The following is a 20,599-nucleotide window of genomic DNA, read 5'->3' as shown; positions in this document are numbered from 1 at the left end:
ATTTTCCTCCTAATTTTTGGTAAAAAAATAGACATCCGATAATATTTCGAATATCTAGTACAAACTATTTAATATTTCTTCTTTTAATAACTCGTTTTTCATTTGAGCAATTTCTTCTAAATTAACTGCAGGAGCAATAAAAGGTGGTTCGTCACTTTCTTTAGCCATAATAGTTCTAACTTTATTTATAGCTGTTTCAGACAAAAGGCCATTTTCTACACTTGCAGCTAAAGCTATCGCATCTTCTTGAAACATAATTTCGTCTGCAAAACCTAAATCTAATGCTTTTTGCGCATCCATGTAAGTTTCCTTATTCATCAGTTCAGTTATTTCTGATTCTGATAACTTCGTTTTACTGATATAGGCACTTCTGATACCTTTATCAGCTGTTGTTAAAGCCTCTTTTGCTGATTCCATGTCTCTATGGTCACCTTCAGCGTATCTCCAGCCGTTATGAATCATTATTCTTGCTGTTGGTGATATTTTAACCGTGTCAGCTGCCATAATAACTACTGAAGCAGCACTTGCTGCCATACCAACGACTTTAGCTGTTATTTGGCCTGTATATTCTCTAAGAGCAGTGTAGATTTCACTTCCAGCATCCACTATCCCCCCAGGTGAATTTACGGTTAGTTCAATTTCTTCTCCATTATCTGGTAAGTTATCGGAGATATCTTTAGGACATACCGCATCCATACCCATCCAATCATATATACGTTTTTGACTATCGTTTACAATTGGACCTTTCAAGTTAATCTTTATCATCTTGTTCATCACCACCCTTCACTTGTTTTTGTCCGTTCCTTTTATCTTGGTACTCCTCAACCTTGTCAGCCCAAACATAGTTCAAACTGGCCTTTCTTCTTTTCATGTTAGGATCTGTATCCGGAGATTTACCTAGATCAACCAGTGCATCATTTCCAGTGTAAATTCCGCCATTATAAAGCTTAATGACTTCTTCTACATTCCTTCCAGTAACTGCTCTCGTATCAAACACTAACCGGTATTTTCTACGTTCCGTTTCACCAAAATTCTTAAGCCCATGTTCACTTGTAATGGCATCAAAATAAAAAGGAAGATCATTTGTTATATAATCTTCATTAAGCTGCTTGACAGATTGGTTAGGACTATTCACTGCTAACTTATATGCGGGTATACGTAAACATTTAGCAATTTGAGCTGTCGAATAATTATTTGAGTTAATAAGTTGAAGAACGTTTGTATCGATTTCCAAAGGAGAAAATTCTTGTGTAGAGTCCATCACTAATGGGCTTCCTCCAGTTGAGCCTTCACGCATATAATCAAATTCTTCTCTAGCTCTTTTTCTAGCTTCTTTATTCAATTGAGCGCCTTTCATCGTCAATATCCCACTAGAAAAACCACTTTTAAAAAACTTTTTAAGAGTATCTACTCCGTTTTCTTGCAATGCTATCTCGTCAGCAAGTGATAAGAGAGGGGAACGTCCGGTAACTGTGTCATGCGTAAAAAATTTCCAATGAACAACATCGTTATCGTTGCAATTAAATACTTTTCCAGTAGCAGAGTCAGTAAATGTGTAAGTTAATCTATGTGTATCCACATCTTCTTCTACTAAAGTTTCTGAAGGACGATAAAATACATATTGAATAATTTTATTTGTTGTTGGATCTCGTAAAGCTCTTGAATAAGAATTTCCGGTTAAAATAGCATTTACCGTCATGGCGAATTTCCATGCCCTCGCAGTAGCATTTGATGTTGATCGAACATTCAATAAGTAACTCAACTCTTCATCTTGAACAATATTGTCGTCTAAGTCTTTTTTGATTATTGGGAAGCGAGCTATATCTCCCGCGATAATAGATACTGCAGTTAGTATGTCACTGTTTTTTAAGGCGGACAGTCCGACATACTGTGGTGTGTTGCTACCAGCTAACACCGATTCGATGTAGTCATCATAGCCAACGTTACCTTGTATTGATTTAAAATATGCCATATATTTTTCTCACCACCTCTCTAATAAGATTAGTTAACCAACGCTCATATTTATCAAATAACTAACGACAATTAAAGCAATCCCTAATACTAGGAAACCTATAATTTGATTGAACAAAAAAGCCGCTAACGCAATAAATGCGATACCGACGAATAATAATATAGTGTGGATATTTAACATTAAAAAATTGAAGAATACTTTTACTCTTAATATCAAATATTGAAATAGTATTTTCATTTTTATTGTCATTACATCACCCTTTCTAAAAACCAAAGTCATCACTCATCACTTTCTCGTCTGTCCAATAACCACTTCCGTCAAACGATTCTAGGTAACAGATTGCAAACGCATCGAGTAAAGCATCAATAGGATCAATTTTATTGCTATTCTTACTTTTGTTGATTCGAATACCATTGTTGTCTTCTAACGTGATCGCGTTATTGATAGCAGACGTTAAAAGTTCATTTCCATCGTGTCTTATCTTTTTATTGATAACATCATCTCTAAATTGTTTTGTTGGCATAGACAACGTCATGGTTCCTTGTCTAATTTCAATTAATGGCCACTCAGGATGATTCTTTTCAATCAATGTGAGGATGTGTCCAAATTGATAAGGGTCATAGCAGATACCCTGTACATCTAAATCATTGCTGTATATAAAGTTCTCTAACCATTCAAAGACAAAGTCATAATCAATAACCCCACTTTCGAGTTCTGTAATATCGCATTCGCCTCTTTGTTCCAGGACCAGATAATCTATACCATCACGTTTTATTTTTGTTTCTAATCCGTATTTAGTAGCTATAAATGAATGGCTATCAACATGCCAATGATCGTCAGCCATCGTTGCCCAGCTGATTGAAAATAAGTCACTTGATTTCCCTACATCGACACCTAACCACGCTCTTCTACCAGTTATATCTTCTGGAACCTCATTTTTAACAGCTTCCCAATGTTCAGTAGATAAATAAGATTCTTCGCTGGCTTGTCGCCACATGTTAAAGTTTTTAACGAGAACAGAGTTGTATGTGCCTTTTAGCTGTGATTCTTTTTTTCGTTCTCTTAAATAACCAGTTAACTGATCGTAAAGTCCTTCAACCTCAAGAATAGGGTTGCTCTTAATCCAATTTACTTCATCCTCTAATTCTTCTATGCTATCTTGCTCAGCAATATAAGAAAAATAAGTTTCGTTTTGTATTTCACCATCAATAACTTTCTTAGCATATGGCCATTCGATTTTATAAAATGGTGCATTCAAATTGAAACCAGCTGTAGAAATAATAAAAGTTAAAGGAGATTGTAATTGAGCTTGAGAGGATTCTATTAATTCCATTACCTCGGTAGTTTTAGCAGCAGCGTACTCGTCAATTACTGCAACATACATTTCATATCCGTCTAAGCCACCTGTTTCACGAGAAAGGGGGCGAACAAAAGAATAATCATCTATATTCTTTAATTCTTCACGTACGCGCTTTGTAGACTTACTTACTTCAGGGTATTTACTCCTTAAAGATTCTAATTGCTTAGCGACCATATTAAAGACGATTTTAGCTTGCTCTTTGTCGTTCGCAGCAGTAAAAAGCTGTCTACTTTGAGCTGGGTTTTTACCGAACAAAAATTCATATAAAACTATGCCTGATATTAATAAAGATTTACCGTTTTTCCTCGCTACGCTAACAACAACCTTTTTAAATCTTCTAGCATCAGGATTGTTTTTCAAGCGCCAACCATAAATAGAACCGACAACAAATTTTTGGAACATTGCTAAAGGGAACGTTTGTCCAGTCTTTGGATCAGGTAGAATTTCCATGAACGCAATCACTTTGTTTGCTGACTCTTCATCATAAAAATAAAGAAAATCATCATCAGAAATTCTTTGCAAATCTTTCATATGACGTTCACAAGACTTAATGACTGATTTACACGCTAGAATATCGCCCTTAACTACTTTTCTAGCGTATTCTGTTGTGTAATCCATCTTTTTCTCCTTATTTAAAAATTATTTTACCGTTAACGTAATCTCCAACCGTACACCTATTCAAATTAAATATTTTACCTATCTCACTATTGCTTATTCCTTCTTTATGAAGTGCTATCACTTTTATATAAATCTCTTTTTTTCTTTCCGACAATCTTTTACCTAATATTCTGTTATATTGAGAAGCGGATATTTTATATTTTTTTAGTATTTCTTTTTTGCTTATCCCCAATTTAAATTCTTCTCTCATTGATTTGTTTCTCGTTTGTATATCTTCTTTTTTTGATTCAAATGCTCCTTCGGTTTTAAATATTCCTAATACCTTTTCATAAGGAATGTTCAATTGATTAGAGATAGACAGAGCAGAGTAACCTTGTTGCATCAATTTAACTATTTCACTTTCAAGATTGATGTTGTCTTCTTTTCTTAATTCATCAAAACGACCATTTAATTCAGGAAGAACCCAACCGAAATTAGATTCGTTACCTTGCTTTATTTTATAAACAATATCCATCGTAGTATTAAATAAATCAGCTATATCTTTAACATCCATACATAAAAACAAGCTCATTTTAATATATTTAACATCCTCATAAGATAATTTAGTGTTACATAACCTACTGCTTATTTTCATTTTTTTAATGCTAGTTTCATGATGTCTAAAGCATGAAACGCCGCCAGATAACAAGTTATATCCATGTTCTGTTAGATTAGAATTAAAATGATTGATCCATTCTATCTCTTTTTGTTCTAATTCTTCTTCTTTACATTCTTCTATCAACGAGAAAAAGAAGGCGTCTTTACTTTTGGAATAAGCTTTTTGAAGATAAGGATTGTCATGGTTACCTCTTTTCAGCTTATACTTATGATTTCTAATACGATTATCTACATTTACGCTCAAGCCAATATAAACTTTTCCGTTGATTCTATTTCTTATTTCATAGATACCACAAGTCACTTAATCAACTCCTTTGCATAAAAATAGCCACTAGCGATTGCTAATGACTATCCGAATAAATCTGCTAACGTTTGTTTTTTCTCTTCTTTCGGTGGTGTGTAGATTCGCATTCGACTATCTACTGTTAAGCCGAGATTGCTTGCACAACGCATAATATTTGAACTTGCATCATTCATAACAGATACAGAAGGATTCTTTTTAGATTTATCTGTATAAGTTATTAACTCTTTTCTTTTAGTTCCATCTTTTTCTGTAATTTCTTCGAGGTAGTTGGCTTCCATAAAAATGCCATTTTCTTTAACATCTTTTTCAGCTTCTCGGTAAATTGCATACCACGTACAGTACATTTCCAAAACTGCCCGATCTAGGTTTTTAACAGGGAGGGTTTGAAGGTCTTCCCACACTCTTTCGTATTCATAGCGAGCAATAGGATTTAGATGGTTGGGAGCAGATTTTTGCAACGACTTTAAACCATCTGAAGCTTTATCCTGTATGACTTTCCGGTCTTCAATTTCGTTTTTTGTAAAGTTCTTTTTGTTGTTTTCTAAAACCTTGAATTTTCTACCTGACATCCTTTTCCACCTCCTTCAAATATTTTCAAAAAGGGAATTTCGGGTACGGAAAGGGGGGCCGTTGTTTTGGATTCCACAAACCGCGCCCCGTTGCACTTCGTAGGGGTACTACTCCCCACTTTCGAACCCTTTGTGAAAATATCCCCCACCTTTATTGAGCTGATAGTTCTATATGTTATACCTTTTTTCATCATCCTTAGTCTTTATCGCATGGCATTCACCACATAATGGTTGCAGATTGGTCCTGACTAAGCGTAAAGACCAATCAACCCTAACAGGTATGATGTGATCAGCTAGTGTGGCATCTCCACCGCACATTCGGCAAACATAATAGTCACCATTCAATACTTGCTTGCTTAATGTTCGCCAGGCTTTCGAGTTATAGAATGACATCAGTTCACGTTGATGCTTCCACCTTGTCTTGTTGTATTCTCTGTCCTCTTCTTTGCGTGAATCATGTTCGACCAGCACTCTCTTGCCATTAACAAACGCTAGCTTCTTAGGCCTCATTGGTGTTCACCTTATCTAGGTATGCGGATAGCAAGGCACGCTGAACCCGCAGCACTCCTTCAGCTCCTAGCTTCGTCACATCGATGCTGAACTTGTCCGCCAACATATCTTTGTTCTGCTGTTCATGTAATACCTGTCGCATCGTTGAGAATAGTAATGCAGCAACTTCATCAGTCGTTAATCCGTACATAGAGAATATAGACACAAACAACTCCTGCATCTGATCCAAGTCTTTCTCCTCACGAATAGAGGTTAGTAGCTCTAAGAAGTCCTGTTGAGTAGCCTTAGGGTTAGTAGCAGCTTTGCTTGCCTTGCGTTTAAAGTCTTGCGGCTGCTTAATGTTTTTGTTCGCCATTGATTATCATCTCCCGCTTCAATTAGGTACGTTGCATTAATTAGGGCAAGAGAACCCGCCACCTCATATTTGAATGTAAAAAAAGCACCCATCCAATTGAGTGAATGCTTTACTGTTTAGTTTATAGAATTTCTTTATATGTTACCCCTGTGAGAATTTGCCGTACTGCTGTTCTGCTAACGCTAAATTTATTAGCGAAGTATGCTGTGGTAAATTTCCCTTTGCGTATATGGTTCTCTCTAATAAATCTAACTTGATCTTCATTTAATTTCCTGTTTGTTTGAGGATGAGCTGCGGACAATCCCGTCTCCCACCCGTGTTTTATATTCTCTATCTGAGTAACGACCTCTAAATTGGTCTTTAGATTATTTGTTTTATTTCCATCTATGTGATTGATCTGCATACCTATGCATTGCTCACCAAAATAACACACTGCTAATACCTGGTGGACTTGCAGCAACTTTTTGTTTACTTTCACCCTAAGATACCCAGTGCTTGAACAAACAGTTCCGTTCGTCCTCTTTGCAGTTGTAATAGTTCCAGTTTCTAAATCAATATTAGGTATTCTATGCTTATAGTTCATAATGAACGCGTACATATCTTTAGACATACCCATAGTCATTCAAAATACCTCCTATTTAACGCTCCATCCATTGAGCTATACGTAATAAGAAAAGAACCGTCAGTTTCCGCTGACGGATCCCAATACTTACCGCTTAACATCGGTAAGTAACACTATATGATGAACGAATAAAGAAAGTCGTTTGATGACAGTTATTTCCTAAAGGATTGAGTTCATATCGCTTTCCTTATTCTTTCACGCTATCATCTTAACACCGTAAATGTTGCACGTGGTTGCAAGTTTCTGCAACGTTATGCAACGTTTTTAGTTTTTATCAGAAGAAGGTATCAACGTTCTTAGTTCTCTTGTCTCCTGTTTATCTAATTCGTTTCTGAAAACATTGACTACCATAGTTCTCCAACGCCATAACGTGGAACGATCAATGTGCAATTGGTCTGCTATGTGTTTGTCTCTCTTCAAAGGATTCGGATCTATGTAATAGACCATCATCATTTTTTGCTTATCGCTGGTTAGTGATGCATAAGTATTTTCTATTGCGATACCTTTCTGCTTGATCCGTAATATTTCTTCATCGTCAGATAATCGAACAGCTGTCATTTCTGTTGGGTTACTAACAAAGCTCGAACGACCTCCACCAATGTTGCTGTCTGAAATTCTATAAGGGCTTAATATGTTCAATCGGATTTTATTTAATTGAGCTTCTAACTGCCTGTAACTGAACAGCATCACTTCTAGTTCTTCGTCTGTATATTCCAAGCGATTGCCCCCTCTTAGTCGTTAGGATTTGTACCATGGTAATATGTTGAAATTTTATTGTTTGATGGTGGACACTCATCACTACTTGTTATTTTTGCCAAGTCATGCATGAAAGAAGAGTATGCATCTACTTTACATTTATCCTCTTCATGCTCCACTGCTGTTTGAATACAACTTTTATGAAATAAAGACATCGGTGCTGTAGAGATTTTCGTAAAGTTTTTTCCGATTGTGTTAACAATATGATTTTGTTTATCTTTCTCCATTTCGATTAATGTCATGATGGCATAGTTAGCAAGGTCCATTAAAGTGTCCTTGATGGTTTCATCTTTAACCAATCGTTCTTCATCTGTCTTAGCAGCTAATGACACTAATCTATTTGTCTTATCGCTAATTCTAGTAACGGCTGAAACAATGCCTAACTTTTGAAATGTGTCACCAAACGCATCACCATAATCAGCATTCTTAGACTTATATATTTCGTTTAATTCTTGCGTTATTTTAGCGTGAACCAATGGTTTATTCATTCACAGTTCCTCCCTTTAATAAAACTGGACAGTCGTATTATTTGGATCAATATTATTTTGATTGCATATCTGACGTTTCAATTTGTACATATCGATATCAACTATCACTGTTTCAGGAACTAATGACCCAGCAACGGTTATTTTAGATATCGTTGCTGGTATCTCCTTAAACTTTGCTGCTTCTTTTAGATCGTCATACTCCTCAATGGATATTTGGACGAAACCTTCTCTTTTATTCATTACCCTTCCACCCTTCAATCAACTTCATCGCTTCGTCTTCTGGTAGTTCTGTTGTGAAAACTGTGCTGTCGTAGTTCTTGACGATTACTTGTAAGGTTTTTGGTGGTTCGATGGTGTAGCCATACAAATCCATTTTTGCAATTGTTTCTTGAGCATTAGATACAGGGTTTGGATGCCGCCCTTTGCAGTTGTTATACCAATTCCTAACTTCTTCGCATTCGTGCCGTTCTATTTTTCTGAATTTATACTCTAAAATGTCATGCTTGTTTTCTTCATGCCAGTCAGCAACAAACTGCGGAACCTCAACAATTTCCTTTTTGGAAAGAGTTGCCTGCTCTTCGGTGATTTCTGATTCTTCTAGTTGGCCAATTAGTTTAACAATATCGTCATATAAAAGATTTGACATACCAGAAGAACTAAACATCCCTTGAATCTCTGCGTTATACATTTCTTTAGCTAAACTATCCTTCAACCACTCTTTATCTTTTTTCATCTACTCGTCCTCCTTTAAAAGAACTAGACGGTCATTGACTATGTTTATTAAGTTAGTGAAATCTGAACTATCAATCATGCCCAATTCATTCATTTCGAAAATAACTTTTCCTATTTTTCTTAATTTTTCCTTTTCATTTTCCGCAACGTTCAAGTCGATTATCATCACTCGTCCCCCTTAAATTTAAGCCATACTTCTTTAGTTGAATGAAAAGCTTTTTCTTTGCGAGACATGTTAACGATAAGATCATTTTGTTCTATATTCAGCCTGCTTATTTCCATAACTGATTTGTTATATTCATCGATTGCTGCATCATATTCGTCTCTAGCGGCAACAAAATCGGTTAGCAATTCATCTTTTCTGTTCATTCGATCACTTCCTTAATCTCTACTTTTATTACTTTTCCATCGTTAATTTTAGCTATTCTTTCAGCGGTCTTTATACTCGTATAAAGAGCAGCGCTAGCTAAATTGCTAAACACTCCTTGCTGTGAAGTTTTGTATAACTCTCTTCTTTTTACTGCATATTTAATAATCATTTGATTACCTCCACCGGTTTATATTCAACGATTCTGTAATTATCATTTCTTGCACCGTATCTAAAAGCATGTTTTTCGGCCATCTCTTTACTCTTAAAAACAGCAATAGTTCCTTTTGAATGGTGCTTCTTTACTAAACCTGTTTCTTTATCGACTATCACGAACAACGTTTCGACAGCTATATCTTTAATATCTATCTACTCATCCCCCTAAAATCCATTTACGTTCCGCGGTTTCTTAAAAACTTTAACATTCATCTTCTCGTCCAGCTCACCCTCGCTCATGTACCCCATATAGCTAAAATTAAGCTCCTTAGCCACTCTTTCGTCCAACTTGAACTTGTAACCTGTCACACCATTAGACCAGTCTCTAGTGGCGTATTTTGGATAATTGTCTTTCATGAAAACTGCTTTATAGTAGTGGAGTTTATTCATCCTGACTACCTCCTGGTATCCGCCACATCAACGCTTCATTTTGCGCCACTAATGATTGGATCGTACTGTCTTTATCTAAAAGCTTAATGTCACGTTCCAGCATCAAAGTTTTATGTTCTTTTAAATCTTTATTTAATACTTTTATTTCTTGTTCATTCTCAATGACCGTTTTCTCTAGACTGTTTGCTTTAGCACCAGAAAACACTCCATAACTAAAAACAAGGACTGCTAATACAAACAATGCGTACCATACCAACTCTTTTTTAATAGATTGCTTATTCATTCTCTTCACTCCAATCAATTATTTGGCTATCCCTTATACTTCAACTTCTTAAACTGTTCGTCATTCATGACTACTCCAAGCACGTGATGCTTCTTAGCAAATGTTATTTGACCGATCGTATGTGATTCTTGGTGATGAGTACGGCATAGGCACATCAGCTCATGTTTTGTATGATCGATGTGTTTTCTGTCACGTCCTGCACCAACTGTGTCAACGTGATGCACTTCTCCATGCTCCCAACAGATGGCACACTGTCTTTCATGCAGGCACTTGATGAGGTAATGCTTGATGTCCTCCACCAAACTAAGAGGCGGCACCGTTAACCCTATTTTGTATTCCATACAGAAATCTAATAAGAAAGTGATGAACTGTGATGCAAGGGTCACTGTACACGTTTTGCTCTTTTCAGATAAGCTAAACATTTTTATTTTCTCTTGCTCACAAAAGATAAGTTTCATATCATATTTAATGGACTCTATGTCATAGTCGCTTTTACCGTCTCCAGTTGCCTTTACGATATCGCCAAAAATAGCGTGTATTTTCTTCCTTTGCGGTGCGGTGATGATTCTATTGTCGAAGAGAGTAAACTCTCCAGAAAGTTGTCCATTTTCATCTAGGTAGCGTTCTAGCATGTAACCAGGAATGTTTTTGTCTAACTTTATGGTGAGCAACTGTTCTCCTTTATCATTTGTTCGGTTACCGGTCACTTCTGAATAGATGTTCATGGCTCTGGCTACCTTAGAATGGCAAGTCATCATCTGATATGTCTATCGGTTGGCTGCTGTTTTCAAATGGGTCATTTTGTGGAGCATCACTTCCTTGTGACCGATTAGGAGCTGGTGATGGTCCAGTAGGTACACTTCCACTTGATTGCTCAGCCGTATTTTTACTCTTTGATTCAAGTAATGAGAATGTTTCAACTACTACTTCTGTCACATAAACTCGTTGTCCTTGTTGATTATCATAGGATCTTGTTTGAAGTCGTCCTTCTAAGCCAACGAGTGATCCTTTTTTTGTATAGCTAGCCATGTTCTCTGCAGCCTTGCGCCAGATGACACAATTAATGAAGTCTGCATCACGTTCTCCTTTTTGGTTGGTGAACTGTCTATTTACAGCTGTCGTAAAGGAAGCAACTGCGGTTCCATTTGCTGTATAGCGTAAATCTAATTCTTTTGTTAATCGTCCAACTAAAACAACGTTGTTAATCATTTAAGCACCTCTTCCAACTAATTTCATAATCTCAAAATAATTAACCAAACATTCTTTTAATTCTTCAACGTCATCTACATCTTTTATCATGTCTTTTACATCATTTTGCGTAATTAATTTGTCTAACGTATTTTCTTCAACTGCATCAGCCACCCATTGCGGATGTGTTCCCGCTTTACTAAAAGAACTTTGAGGCAATAATTCTAATAAAGCTTCATACCGTTCTTCAATACCAATTAAAGATCCTGCTGTCATTATGAAGTCATCATCATTTTTTTTAATCTCATATACTCCTGGATGATTTTCTTTTACCATTTTGTGATAGATAGCTTCCCATTCCACATCGCTGAAATGGCTATGATTTGTATACGCTCCATATTCAATTGTTTTCCCATCTACCTCTACTTTGTACGTCTCGCTCATTCTGCATCCTCCTCAGTAACCTTAAACACATCATTTTCTGATGCCCACACCGTTTCTTTTCGTCCTTCTTTCAATAAGCAATACGGAAGTTCTAGATCTGTCTTATCCACTTCTATCACTAAGCACTTACTGCCATTTTTATAATGGGGACTTTCAAAAGGAAAATCACAATTAATTTCTACCCAGTCACCAAACTTGATCATTTAGCATCACTCACTTTCTTTTGTTTGAATTCCTTGTCTTTTTGATATTTCCATTTAAAGGCTGAAGCTGATGAACGACCTTTGATATAGCTATAGATGGTAGTATCATGAACTCCATGGTATTTGCCAGCTTCTATTGCTGATTCATACGTTTTTATCAACACTTTTCCTTCTGCATCCCATTGTTCAACTGGTTGCGGAGCTATTGGAGGTTTAGTTCGGGATCTAACCTTTTGCCGATTGCTAACGTTTATTTTTTCAACCACTTGCTTGATTACTTTTACTTTCTTACCACCCACGCTCATATCTTTAAAGTTGACGACTGTTTTATCAAATCGCGATTGAGCTACCATAGCGCTATTGTTGTAAAGGACTTCTATTTTGCCTTTAAATGGCTTGCCTATTGTTTTGCATTCAACAACGCTGCCAACAGTTACATTCGTGACGTTTCTTTTGCGTTTCGTTTCAAAAGACATTTCATTTATTTTGTTCATTCTTCGATTGCCTCCCACTTATAGTCTTTAAACAAATACAACTTTTCGTTTTGAATAAGGATCAATACGTATTTTCCTAAGAATTCGCCTTCCACCACATAGTTGCTGCCGTTTATAAACCAGCTCATAAAGTAAATCCCTTTTCGCTCCATGTAATCAGTGGCTTGCTTGATTTCTGGAATCTTTTGAAGTCCATACTCTGCAGTGTTCATATCTCTACCCATGCTCTTTGGGAGATGACGAATGTTCTAATAACATTTTTAGGGTTAATTCTGAATAGGCTAAACTTTCCATATTCATCGAGTGCATCCATTTGTAATTCACTCTCAATCATATAAGCCGATCCAGTTGGTCGATAACCATTCATAATCAGATAATCATGTAAGGCTGCTTTCATATCATTGGCTGTCATACTCATCACTCACTTTCTGGTTTATAAAGCTCTTATCTTATCTAACCGTGCCTGCAGTTCTGCTTGTGCTGCTGCATCCATTGGTTTCTCTGTGACTGCTGGTTTACCGTGCCATTCAGTTAGTGTTTCTTTACGAATAGGTTGTTTATTGTACTGATTAGTCGGTTTCGATTTTTTAGCAGCTAACTCTTGCTGCCTTTGTTTCTCTAAGGCATCAATATCAGAAAGTTCTTTAACACCTTTGTTCTCCCAGTTTTTTAATATAGCTTCAACATAGTTGTATGAACGTTTCCCATTGTCATCTGCTAACTCAATAGCTTTAACAATGATTTCTTCTTTACCGCCAAAGTCACTTACCCAGTGATCAAGCTGTTCGATCTTCATTGGAGAAATTGTTCCGAATCCGTTTTGTTCCCAGGCAGTGATGAAGTTGGGTCTTTTTTTCTCAGCGGGTTGTTGTTGTAAATTATTAGAACTGTTATTAGTAATACTGTTATTAATAGAACTGTTATTATTAGTACCCCCGTTATCGGTGCTCCGTTTATCGGTGCTCCCATTAACGGTGCTCCCATTTTGGGTGGTCGGTTCTTCTTTATCCGTACCCCTGTTTTGGGTGGTCGGTGTAACAAATTGTTTTATTGTATAAACGTTACTGGCGAACATCCCTCCACCTTTTCTTTCTTGAGTTACCTCGATATATCCCTTTTCTAACAATACTTTTTTATGTCTGCTAAAACGTTTCTCATTTATTTGTAAGTCGTAACAAATTTTCTTTATTGAAGGGAACGCTGAAACCCCATTACCTGCATAGCTAGCGATATATGAATAAATTGCTTTTGCTTCAATAGACAAATCTTTGTCCATCATTACAAGTTTAGGTATGATTCCATAACCTTTAGACATAACTCCTTCTAGCTTTAATGTGTCTCCCATTTCTTCCATTTTTAAGCCCTCGTCTCTTTTAATCTTGATTTTTGAATGGTATAATTTACGTACATAGTTTTTAACTTTGCGACTAACAAATGTGCATATTTGTTAGTCTTTTTTATTTCTAAACATTAAAGACTGTTCCATCGGCTACAGTTACTAATAATATGCGTTGGCCATAGCTGTGCTTCCACCTTAATTTGGTGATCGTGTGTTCAGTGCCAAGTATTTTGATTGTTCCTCCTACTTGGTATAACGTTCCTTCTTGCTTAACTGCTTCCATACATAAGCCCTCCTAAAAAATAAACGTAAGAATCAAGTAAGCTGCAGCTACTGACATAAAACCAAGGTAGCCGTACATCCACTTCTTATCCTCTTCTGTTTCTAAATCAAACCATTCGTTAGATGCTTGAATAACGCTTTTAAAAATATGCATCCCATTCACACTCCTTAAGTTTTTTATGAGGATTAGCTGACAGACGCTTTTCCCTTTTAATTTCTTCATCAAATTCTTTAATGGCTTCTGTAATTCCACTTATAAACAATTTGTATTCTTTTTTATTTAGTTCTTTTTTATACTTACCTGCAGTCTTCTTTAACTGAATAAGACTCTTAACTACATCACTACTTACCAGAGCCTTATCGTATTCAGTTTGCAAAAACGCTAGCATCACTTCACTACTCACTTACTCACTCGCTCCTTGTGTAGATGTCTGGGAAGTGTTCATCTAAGAACTGAGACATCTTCGAAGCTTGAAAGGCCCAACGTTCACCGGTTCCTGTTTCTGGATAAAAGGTACATCCACCATTATCAACGTCTAATATTTCTCTAAATTCAGGTACATCTAGTACGTTTTTTCTTAACCAGATGGCCTTCTTCTTTGTTTTACGTTCAAGGTCTTTCATGGTCCATGTTTCGCCTGCAAGAGAAGCTGAAACCAGCTCTTCGTATTCTGATTTTTTGATAATGATTGAATCACTTGGCACCTGCCATAGAATGTTCAATTCAACTGTTTGTGGTTGTTGCATTTAAATTACTCCTTTCTAAATTCATCTAAACTTACTTCTAGCGCATCGGCTATCTTACAAACTGTATTGAACCTTAAATCACTCACCCTCCCACTTTTTAGTTCATAGAGAGTGTTTTGAGAAATTCCAGCTTTTTTTGTCAGTTCGTAAATAGTTAGATTCTTTTCTTTTAACTGCTTGTTTATTTTTTCCCATAAATTCATGGATACCCTCCTATATGCACCACATGATGTGTTATTTAATATTGAACACACAACATTATGTGTTATACTGTAATTATATAAATCGACCAATCTACCAACTGAGATTTATATAAAATAAACTAAGTGAGGTGATTCTATTGAGTAAAAAAAGTAATTTTAAATTGTCTGGCTTTGAAGATATGAGTAAAAAACTGAACGATTTATCTAAAAAAGCTAATAACGCTAATGGAGAACATTCTGTTCCTTTTGAAGAACTTTTCTCATCTTCGTTTATGAACAAATATACGAACGGTGATGAAATCTATTCATTCTTCATTGCCGGAGGATTCGATGCATCTAATAATGAGTCTTTTGAAGCCATTGATGAAAATCAGTTAGATGTGTATATTAGCGATAATTCAAGTTTTCAATCTTGGCAAGATATGAAAAATTCTGCTGCTGAACAATACACTCTTAAGATTCTAGGTTTTTAATTTTCGGTTCAAATTCAGAAAGTTCAGTTACTGTTTTTTCAAGCTGTTCAACTTGGGTCTTAGCCTTGTTGATCAGCTTTTTTAGTTCGTCTAAATTAATATATTCAATATTTATTTTTGTATTGTTCACTTAAATTACCTCCAGCTCTAACTGCTTAACTACTACTGTCGTTGCCTTAGATGGTTCCCAATCATCTATAAAATCAATCACTGAATTAAAATGCTTGTTTTTTAATTGGGAACGTGTCTTCACACCTGTGATAGAAGATATTTCACTGTTTAGAGCTTTAAACAATTCTGATTTTTGTTTTTTGTTCATATTATACGAGCGGTCCCTCCCAACTTGGAATACCCGTTGAGAAATACGTCTACTGAGATAGTTGTATTCTCCAGGGCTCAAGCTACTATTTTCTTCTAGGTTGTACACTCGCTTTTTAACTTCTTCGACATCTTCTTTCGTTTCCTCTGTTGCTTGAAACATTAGCTTTAATGCACTCATAGGATCTTTTGGAATTTGATAGCCTCCTGTTTTACGAATGGAGGGAAGTACCTCATTTGTAACCCAACGTTTAAACTTAGTAGCATTAGGCATTTTGGAACCAAAAACCAAACCATACATGCCTGATTCGTTCACTAAAAACATTTCTTGTGTACCACTAGTTGTAGGGATGGGATGTTTCATCCTATCCTCTTCATCTACATGTCTTTGAATAGCTTTATGAGGTTCGCTATAGCCTAATATTTCTGCTATATCTTTCCCAACAAACCAAGGTTCCTCATCGATTAGTTTTGTTCTTACAGCAGATGCTTCAAAATTAAATATTTCTATAACCGACATTTAGTTACCTTCTTTCTATATTTATTTTTAAATTAATTATTTCTTTTCTTTTTCTAAAATAACGCTAAAAGCGGTATCTTTTCCAAAAAAAATATAATCTTGAGGAATGTTATAGACCTTTTCAACTTTTTCAATAGTTTCATAATCTAATTTGCTACTATCTTTTTCATAGGATCTTAGCGTATCCCTGCCCATTCCTAACTTACTTGCTGCTTCTTCTTGGGTCCAGCCTTTCCTAATTCGCAAACTGGCTAAAGTGAACTTTAAATAGTAAGGTATTTTATCCTTAGTAGTCATTTTCTATAACTCCTTTCCTTATCGATATATTCATTATATACCGCTTTATGCGGTAAAGCAACTACTTTAACGCTAAAAGCGAAAAAATATTTTCTTTTTGCTAGTATTATAATGCTTTATGCGTTATTATGATATTAACGAATACGGGAAATTCATGAAGGAGAATCAAAAATGGCAGAAGATATAAAAAGTATTTTTTCTAAAAATTTAAACAGATTAATGGAATTAAAAAATGAAACTGCAACTGAAGTATCCGAAAAAACCGGTATAGCCTACTCAACGGTAAACGATTGGAAAAACGGAAAGAAGATGGCACGCGGTGGTAATTTACAAAAACTATCAGATCATTTCGGAGTTAACATATCTGATTTAACGTCAGCCGATGATATACACCAAAAAACTATTAGCAAATCATCTTACAAAGAATTAAAAGGTGCTGTTGCTGCGGGATATCCTTTAGAAATGTTCGAAACCCCTGAAATGATATCTGTGCCTTATGAAATTAACCAGCAATATCCTGAAGCGTACCTTCTAGAATTAAAAGGAGACAGCATGAACAAGATTCTTATGGAAGGAGCTTATGTTTTAATCGATCCTTGTACAAACTTAGAGAATGGGGAAATTGGTGTTGTTCGCGTTAACCACACAGAAGCTACTTTAAAAAGGTTTTATAAAATGGGTGAAACAATTATGCTTCAACCCGAGTCAACTAATTCTGAACATCATAACCAAATTTATGATTGCACCAAAGGCGAATGCGACAGTATTTCTATTATAGGGAAATTAGTTTGGGCCATGACTCCTATAGGTATGAAATTTTAAACAAAAAAATACCTACCGTTTAAATGACGGAAGGTTATAATTAAAATACATATATTATTAGGAGGATAAAAAATGATGAAATTTAAATTGCTAGCTGTAGTCGGTCTATGTGGCTTTATTTTAGGAGCGTGTGGCGTAGATAACACAGAAAACAAAGCCCAAGAGACATCAAGAGCGGCACTGGTTGAGAAGGATAGTTCTAAAGAAAGTGAACCTAAAAAAGATTCTAAGTTAGTTGAAAAAGGCGAACTTTTGGAAGCTGGACAATACAAAAACGATAATGATCTTGGAAAGCTAGAATTAATAAAAATAGCCAGTCCGGGGAACCAAGTAGAAGTGGCACCTAATGTTTTCGTCACGTTCGGAAACGTTAAAATTATAAACTTTGTTGATATTCCTGAATCTTTTCAAGAAACTGCCAACGCGTGGTATGGATTTGAAGGGAATCAAGGCTATGACTTACAATTTGATTATACAGTAGAAAACAAAAATGACTTTAAAATTGATAACGCTGCTGTTGGGAAAGTCATTTTATCCGATGGTGAACAAATCGAGAGGTTTATGTACTCTGATGAAACCTTACAACTTGAAGCAGGAAGTAAAGCTTCAAACCAATTGGGACATGTCGCTATTCCACACTCGGATATAAGTTCAGTTAAGTTTTATATTGACCCAGTAGATTTTGACACTTACGATTCGTTAGGTTCTCAACCGGTAGAAGTAAAATTCGATTAAGATAAAGGCTTCTAAAGCTTTAACAAAGGAGAATTAATATGTCTAACAAAAAGATAATACCTTTTGATATAAAAAAGAAATACAAAACTTATGATGATTTGTCAGAAGAAGACTATTGTGAAATTGATGGTATTGTCGCACCTTTATTTGATTCAGTATATGTAGATAAATACAAAAATACCATCGGTAGAACTAGGTCCGGTATCGAAGTTTTAATGACTGAAAGATAAAAAAAGATCACACTCTCCCCTACCAAAGATTGAGTGTGATCGAGCTTGAATAGCATCCAAAGAAGAACACTATTATCAAATGCCTATAATAGGGCTATTTGACAAGCCCTATTATAGCACATAATCCGGAAGGAGTGTTATAACCAAAATGGCAACATATACTAAATTAAAGTCAGGGTGGCGATATAGAACAAACGTAGTGGTCAACGAAGAAAGAATTCAATTAATGGAAAAAGGATTCCGAACCAAACGTGAAGCTCAAGCAGCAGCCGAAGCTTTGGAGTCAAGGTTAAGGCGCGGAGGTTCTGTATTAGACGGTAACTCCCCTTTTATAGATTATTTCGAGAATTGGTATAAAGTATTCAGAAAAGGTAAATTTTCAAACAGAAACGATCGCGACATCCTACTCAGCATAAGCGTAGCTAAAAGGTTCTTCAAAAAAACTAAGTTAAAAGAAATTGATAAAGTGATGTATCAGTCTTTTTTGAATGATTATGGAAATGGTCATGCCACTGCTACTGTTAAAAAGATTCATACGTATACTAGAGCTTGTTTACGTGATGCACACGAAGCTGGAGCTATAATCCGAGACCCTTCTTATAGGGCATTCGTAAAAGGCACTGTAGAGGCTCAAAAAGAATCTTCTAAGTATCTCAGCCAAACTGAAGCCTCTCTTCTTTTAAAAGAGACAATTAGTAATCTAAATCCCATGTATGCTTCTAGGTACATGATTGTTTTTGGTTTAGCAACTGGATGCCGATTTTCGGAAACATTAGGACTTACCTGGGATTGTGTCGATTTTAAAAATAAGACCGTCAGAATCAATAAAACTTGGGATTACGAACATAAACATGACTTTGCTCCTACAAAAAACAAATCATCTAACCGCGTCATAACGATCGATGACCAAACATTGTCTATTTTGAATGAATTAAAACTATACCAAGCCAAACGACAACTTTCGTCTGGACTTAGAAATAAGAAAAATCTTGTCTTTATTGATCGTCAATTAACTTTAACTTCTAATGCTGGTATGAATAAAACGTTAAAGCGTTTGTGTGTTAAAGCTGGTGTCCAAGAAATAACTTCCCATTCTCTTCGCCACACTCACGCTTCCATTATGATTTACAATGATTTGAATATCAAATACATTTCTAAACGTCTTGGGCACGAAACGATTGTTACTACTTTGCAAACGTACGGTCACATCATAGATGAATTGAGCCAACGTGAAAGTGAGCAAGTAAGTATCACGATGAATGATTTATATACACATTCCGCTGAATCTGGGCATAAAAAAAGTGAGCAGGATGTGAGCAGAGGTGTTTAAATGCAGAATAACACAAACACTCGTTCCCGTATAACAAAACGATTCAAACGTTGATATAACAACGTTTAGTTGCTTTTCAGGTTGTACAGTATAACCCAGAATAATGCTTGTTACGGAAGATAAGGGATTCGAACCCTTGCACGAGCAAAACCCGTCTAACGGTTTTCGAGACCGTCCCCTTCAGCCAGACTTGGGTAATCTTCCAAAATCTGTTCTTAATTATACTCTGAAATACGACCAAAAACAATGATATTGAAATCCACTAGCATGACTCTTGATGACCTTCTAACGCTATTAAAAATTTGAATCCGTCTCTTTTTATAAGCACAAAAAGAGCTACAATCATTTTAGCTGTAACTCTTTCTTTTAATAAATAATCTATTATAGTTGTATTCTTTTTCCTCTATTAAGGTTTTTCCGGAATATCTCCTGGTTCTTCTACTTGTGGCGCTTTCGGATAGTCGATTGGATCTTTTCCGATATCGGGTATCGTAGGTTCTTTTAAGGGTTCATCTTCTATTTCTGGTGCTTTTGGATGATCAATCGGATCTTCTCCAGGATTTTGGATTTCCGGCCCTTCTGGTATTGGATTAACTCCAAACCCTGGTGCTTTAACTTCTTCAAGGAAAGAAGCTGAATCGTCTTGTTTTGATTGCAGTTCATGATTTTCTTTGTTCATAATAGCCACCACTCCTTTATCTTTATTTGTTAAGGATAAATACTATTAACCATTTATCTTTGCCTTTCTTTTTTTCTTGCTTTTCGAAAATCTATT

At 35.8% G+C, this 20,599-nt stretch carries 39 protein-coding genes and 1 tRNA gene; 5 read left to right on the top strand and 35 right to left on the bottom strand.

Translation table 11 applies throughout. The features are described from left to right. Positions 1-54: 54 nt before the first annotated feature. The 30 genes from NY10_RS02060 to NY10_RS01925 all read right to left on the bottom strand — a co-directional run bounded on the left by NY10_RS02060 (position 55) and on the right by NY10_RS01925 (position 15,099). A complete protein-coding gene (locus tag NY10_RS02060) occupies positions 55-774 on the bottom strand; it encodes a head maturation protease, ClpP-related (protein WP_058918431.1) in 720 nt (239 codons plus the stop codon). Next, positions 752-1,972 (bottom strand): phage portal protein, encoded by a 1,221-nt coding sequence (locus NY10_RS02055; protein ID WP_058918430.1) that lies wholly within the window; start codon positions 1,970-1,972, stop codon positions 752-754. The genes NY10_RS02060 and NY10_RS02055 overlap by 23 nt, the downstream gene beginning before the upstream one ends. A gap of 262 nt (positions 1,973-2,234) precedes the next feature. Further along, positions 2,235-3,950, bottom strand: a complete 1,716-nt coding sequence (locus NY10_RS02045; RefSeq protein ID WP_058918429.1) for a terminase large subunit — start codon at positions 3,948-3,950, stop codon at positions 2,235-2,237. 10 nt (positions 3,951-3,960) lie between these two features. Then, positions 3,961-4,908, bottom strand: a complete 948-nt coding sequence (locus NY10_RS02040; RefSeq protein WP_058918428.1) for a GIY-YIG nuclease family protein — start codon at positions 4,906-4,908, stop codon at positions 3,961-3,963. Positions 4,909-4,955: 47 nt separating this feature from the next. Continuing rightward, positions 4,956-5,480, bottom strand: a complete 525-nt coding sequence (locus NY10_RS02035) for a phage terminase small subunit P27 family (protein ID WP_058918427.1) — start codon at positions 5,478-5,480, stop codon at positions 4,956-4,958. Between the two features lie 168 nt (positions 5,481-5,648). Next, on the bottom strand, positions 5,649-5,798 hold the full coding sequence (locus NY10_RS12965) for an HNH endonuclease (RefSeq protein WP_442857134.1): 150 nt from the start codon (positions 5,796-5,798) through the stop codon (positions 5,649-5,651). A gap of 181 nt (positions 5,799-5,979) precedes the next feature. Beyond that, positions 5,980-6,345, bottom strand: coding sequence for a hypothetical protein (locus NY10_RS02020; protein ID WP_058918424.1), 366 nt, complete (start codon positions 6,343-6,345; stop codon positions 5,980-5,982). Positions 6,346-6,466: 121 nt separating this feature from the next. After that, positions 6,467-6,967: an HNH endonuclease gene (locus tag NY10_RS02015; RefSeq protein WP_058918423.1), complete on the bottom strand. Its 501-nt coding sequence runs from the start codon at positions 6,965-6,967 to the stop codon at positions 6,467-6,469. A 264-nt stretch (positions 6,968-7,231) separates the two neighbouring features. After that, positions 7,232-7,684 carry a DUF722 domain-containing protein gene (locus tag NY10_RS02010; RefSeq protein WP_058918422.1) on the bottom strand — a complete coding sequence of 151 codons (453 nt, stop codon included), beginning with the start codon at positions 7,682-7,684 and terminating at the stop codon, positions 7,232-7,234. A gap of 14 nt (positions 7,685-7,698) precedes the next feature. Beyond that, positions 7,699-8,211 carry a nucleotide modification associated domain-containing protein gene (locus tag NY10_RS12385; protein ID WP_082664153.1) on the bottom strand — a complete coding sequence of 171 codons (513 nt, stop codon included), beginning with the start codon at positions 8,209-8,211 and terminating at the stop codon, positions 7,699-7,701. A gap of 15 nt (positions 8,212-8,226) precedes the next feature. After that, positions 8,227-8,451, bottom strand: a complete 225-nt coding sequence (locus NY10_RS02000) for a hypothetical protein (protein ID WP_058918421.1) — start codon at positions 8,449-8,451, stop codon at positions 8,227-8,229. After that, positions 8,444-8,944: a DUF1642 domain-containing protein gene (locus tag NY10_RS01995; RefSeq protein ID WP_058918420.1), complete on the bottom strand. Its 501-nt coding sequence runs from the start codon at positions 8,942-8,944 to the stop codon at positions 8,444-8,446. Before NY10_RS01995 ends, NY10_RS02000 begins: the two co-directional genes overlap by 8 nt. Next, complete coding sequence (locus tag NY10_RS12545) at positions 8,945-9,109, bottom strand: hypothetical protein (protein WP_156413252.1); 165 nt, start codon at positions 9,107-9,109, stop codon at positions 8,945-8,947. Beyond that, positions 9,109-9,312 carry a hypothetical protein gene (locus tag NY10_RS01990; protein ID WP_058918419.1) on the bottom strand — a complete coding sequence of 68 codons (204 nt, stop codon included), beginning with the start codon at positions 9,310-9,312 and terminating at the stop codon, positions 9,109-9,111. The genes NY10_RS12545 and NY10_RS01990 overlap by 1 nt, the downstream gene beginning before the upstream one ends. Beyond that, positions 9,309-9,482 carry a hypothetical protein gene (locus NY10_RS12540; protein WP_156413251.1) on the bottom strand — a complete coding sequence of 58 codons (174 nt, stop codon included), beginning with the start codon at positions 9,480-9,482 and terminating at the stop codon, positions 9,309-9,311. The genes NY10_RS01990 and NY10_RS12540 overlap by 4 nt, the downstream gene beginning before the upstream one ends. Positions 9,483-9,691: 209 nt before the next feature. Further along, positions 9,692-9,916: a hypothetical protein gene (locus NY10_RS01985; RefSeq protein WP_058918418.1), complete on the bottom strand. Its 225-nt coding sequence runs from the start codon at positions 9,914-9,916 to the stop codon at positions 9,692-9,694. Beyond that, the gene (locus NY10_RS01980) at positions 9,909-10,199 is read right to left on the bottom strand and encodes a hypothetical protein (RefSeq protein WP_058918417.1); all 291 of its coding nucleotides are present in this window, start codon (positions 10,197-10,199) and stop codon (positions 9,909-9,911) included. Before NY10_RS01980 ends, NY10_RS01985 begins: the two co-directional genes overlap by 8 nt. Positions 10,200-10,225: 26 nt before the next feature. Further along, positions 10,226-10,924, bottom strand: coding sequence for a putative HNHc nuclease (locus NY10_RS01975; protein WP_058918416.1), 699 nt, complete (start codon positions 10,922-10,924; stop codon positions 10,226-10,228). A gap of 13 nt (positions 10,925-10,937) precedes the next feature. Continuing rightward, a complete protein-coding gene (ssb, locus tag NY10_RS01970; protein WP_058918415.1) occupies positions 10,938-11,408 on the bottom strand; it encodes a single-stranded DNA-binding protein in 471 nt (156 codons plus the stop codon). Next, a complete protein-coding gene (locus NY10_RS01965) occupies positions 11,409-11,831 on the bottom strand; it encodes a hypothetical protein (protein ID WP_058918414.1) in 423 nt (140 codons plus the stop codon). Further along, positions 11,828-12,034 carry a hypothetical protein gene (locus tag NY10_RS01960; protein WP_058918413.1) on the bottom strand — a complete coding sequence of 69 codons (207 nt, stop codon included), beginning with the start codon at positions 12,032-12,034 and terminating at the stop codon, positions 11,828-11,830. Before NY10_RS01960 ends, NY10_RS01965 begins: the two co-directional genes overlap by 4 nt. After that, positions 12,031-12,528 (bottom strand): hypothetical protein, encoded by a 498-nt coding sequence (locus tag NY10_RS01955; RefSeq protein WP_058918412.1) that lies wholly within the window; start codon positions 12,526-12,528, stop codon positions 12,031-12,033. The genes NY10_RS01960 and NY10_RS01955 overlap by 4 nt, the downstream gene beginning before the upstream one ends. Beyond that, entirely contained in the window at positions 12,525-12,740 is a 216-nt protein-coding gene (locus tag NY10_RS01950; protein ID WP_058918411.1) for a hypothetical protein, read from the bottom strand. Before NY10_RS01950 ends, NY10_RS01955 begins: the two co-directional genes overlap by 4 nt. Further along, positions 12,737-12,940 (bottom strand): hypothetical protein, encoded by a 204-nt coding sequence (locus NY10_RS01945; protein ID WP_156413250.1) that lies wholly within the window; start codon positions 12,938-12,940, stop codon positions 12,737-12,739. Before NY10_RS01945 ends, NY10_RS01950 begins: the two co-directional genes overlap by 4 nt. Positions 12,941-12,961: 21 nt before the next feature. Next, entirely contained in the window at positions 12,962-13,882 is a 921-nt protein-coding gene (locus NY10_RS01940) for a DnaD domain protein (RefSeq protein WP_058918409.1), read from the bottom strand. 109 nt (positions 13,883-13,991) lie between these two features. Further along, positions 13,992-14,150 carry a hypothetical protein gene (locus tag NY10_RS12535; protein WP_156413249.1) on the bottom strand — a complete coding sequence of 53 codons (159 nt, stop codon included), beginning with the start codon at positions 14,148-14,150 and terminating at the stop codon, positions 13,992-13,994. A gap of 12 nt (positions 14,151-14,162) precedes the next feature. Further along, entirely contained in the window at positions 14,163-14,303 is a 141-nt protein-coding gene (locus tag NY10_RS12530; protein ID WP_156413248.1) for a hypothetical protein, read from the bottom strand. Then, the gene (locus NY10_RS01935) at positions 14,290-14,553 is read right to left on the bottom strand and encodes a hypothetical protein (protein ID WP_058918408.1); all 264 of its coding nucleotides are present in this window, start codon (positions 14,551-14,553) and stop codon (positions 14,290-14,292) included. Before NY10_RS01935 ends, NY10_RS12530 begins: the two co-directional genes overlap by 14 nt. Before the next feature lie 4 nt (positions 14,554-14,557). Further along, a complete protein-coding gene (locus NY10_RS01930) occupies positions 14,558-14,896 on the bottom strand; it encodes a DUF771 domain-containing protein (RefSeq protein WP_058918407.1) in 339 nt (112 codons plus the stop codon). A gap of 5 nt (positions 14,897-14,901) precedes the next feature. Next, positions 14,902-15,099 carry a helix-turn-helix domain-containing protein gene (locus NY10_RS01925; RefSeq protein WP_058918406.1) on the bottom strand — a complete coding sequence of 66 codons (198 nt, stop codon included), beginning with the start codon at positions 15,097-15,099 and terminating at the stop codon, positions 14,902-14,904. Between the two features lie 137 nt (positions 15,100-15,236). On the opposite strand from NY10_RS01925, the gene NY10_RS01920 reads away from it, so the two are divergent. Continuing rightward, positions 15,237-15,572 (top strand): hypothetical protein, encoded by a 336-nt coding sequence (locus NY10_RS01920; RefSeq protein WP_058918405.1) that lies wholly within the window; start codon positions 15,237-15,239, stop codon positions 15,570-15,572. Here NY10_RS01920 and NY10_RS12525 read toward each other — a convergent pair. From NY10_RS12525 to NY10_RS01910, 3 genes are read right to left on the bottom strand one after another with little or no spacing between them, the layout of a single operon-like run. Then, positions 15,553-15,702, bottom strand: coding sequence for a hypothetical protein (locus NY10_RS12525; RefSeq protein WP_156413247.1), 150 nt, complete (start codon positions 15,700-15,702; stop codon positions 15,553-15,555). The two genes, NY10_RS01920 and NY10_RS12525, sit on opposite strands and share 20 nt — an antisense overlap. Further along, positions 15,703-16,410 carry a BRO family protein gene (locus NY10_RS01915; protein ID WP_058918404.1) on the bottom strand — a complete coding sequence of 236 codons (708 nt, stop codon included), beginning with the start codon at positions 16,408-16,410 and terminating at the stop codon, positions 15,703-15,705. It abuts the gene before it with no gap. Between the two features lie 36 nt (positions 16,411-16,446). After that, positions 16,447-16,707 carry a helix-turn-helix domain-containing protein gene (locus NY10_RS01910; protein WP_058918403.1) on the bottom strand — a complete coding sequence of 87 codons (261 nt, stop codon included), beginning with the start codon at positions 16,705-16,707 and terminating at the stop codon, positions 16,447-16,449. A gap of 171 nt (positions 16,708-16,878) precedes the next feature. On the opposite strand from NY10_RS01910, the gene NY10_RS01905 reads away from it, so the two are divergent. The 4 genes from NY10_RS01905 to NY10_RS01890 all read left to right on the top strand — a co-directional run bounded on the left by NY10_RS01905 (position 16,879) and on the right by NY10_RS01890 (position 19,824). Next, positions 16,879-17,529: a LexA family protein gene (locus NY10_RS01905; protein ID WP_058918402.1), complete on the top strand. Its 651-nt coding sequence runs from the start codon at positions 16,879-16,881 to the stop codon at positions 17,527-17,529. Positions 17,530-17,601: 72 nt separating this feature from the next. After that, the gene (locus NY10_RS01900; RefSeq protein ID WP_058918401.1) at positions 17,602-18,264 is read left to right on the top strand and encodes a hypothetical protein; all 663 of its coding nucleotides are present in this window, start codon (positions 17,602-17,604) and stop codon (positions 18,262-18,264) included. 38 nt (positions 18,265-18,302) lie between these two features. After that, positions 18,303-18,494 carry a hypothetical protein gene (locus NY10_RS01895; RefSeq protein WP_058918400.1) on the top strand — a complete coding sequence of 64 codons (192 nt, stop codon included), beginning with the start codon at positions 18,303-18,305 and terminating at the stop codon, positions 18,492-18,494. 148 nt (positions 18,495-18,642) lie between these two features. After that, positions 18,643-19,824 carry a site-specific integrase gene (locus NY10_RS01890; RefSeq protein ID WP_058918399.1) on the top strand — a complete coding sequence of 394 codons (1,182 nt, stop codon included), beginning with the start codon at positions 18,643-18,645 and terminating at the stop codon, positions 19,822-19,824. Between the two features lie 113 nt (positions 19,825-19,937). On the opposite strand, the gene NY10_RS01885 is transcribed toward NY10_RS01890, so the two are convergent. Both NY10_RS01885 and NY10_RS01880 read right to left on the bottom strand, forming a co-directional pair. Continuing rightward, a tRNA-Ser gene (locus NY10_RS01885) sits at positions 19,938-20,028 on the bottom strand. Positions 20,029-20,230: 202 nt separating this feature from the next. Beyond that, positions 20,231-20,503, bottom strand: coding sequence for a hypothetical protein (locus NY10_RS01880; RefSeq protein ID WP_058918398.1), 273 nt, complete (start codon positions 20,501-20,503; stop codon positions 20,231-20,233). Between the last annotated feature and the right edge of the window lie 96 nt (positions 20,504-20,599).

Origin of the sequence: Carnobacterium sp. CP1 (assembly GCF_001483965.1) — a bacterium.
GTDB classification, from domain to species: Bacteria; Bacillota; Bacilli; order Lactobacillales; family Carnobacteriaceae; genus Carnobacterium_A; species Carnobacterium_A antarcticum.
This window is presented reverse-complemented; position numbering and strand designations above follow the sequence as displayed.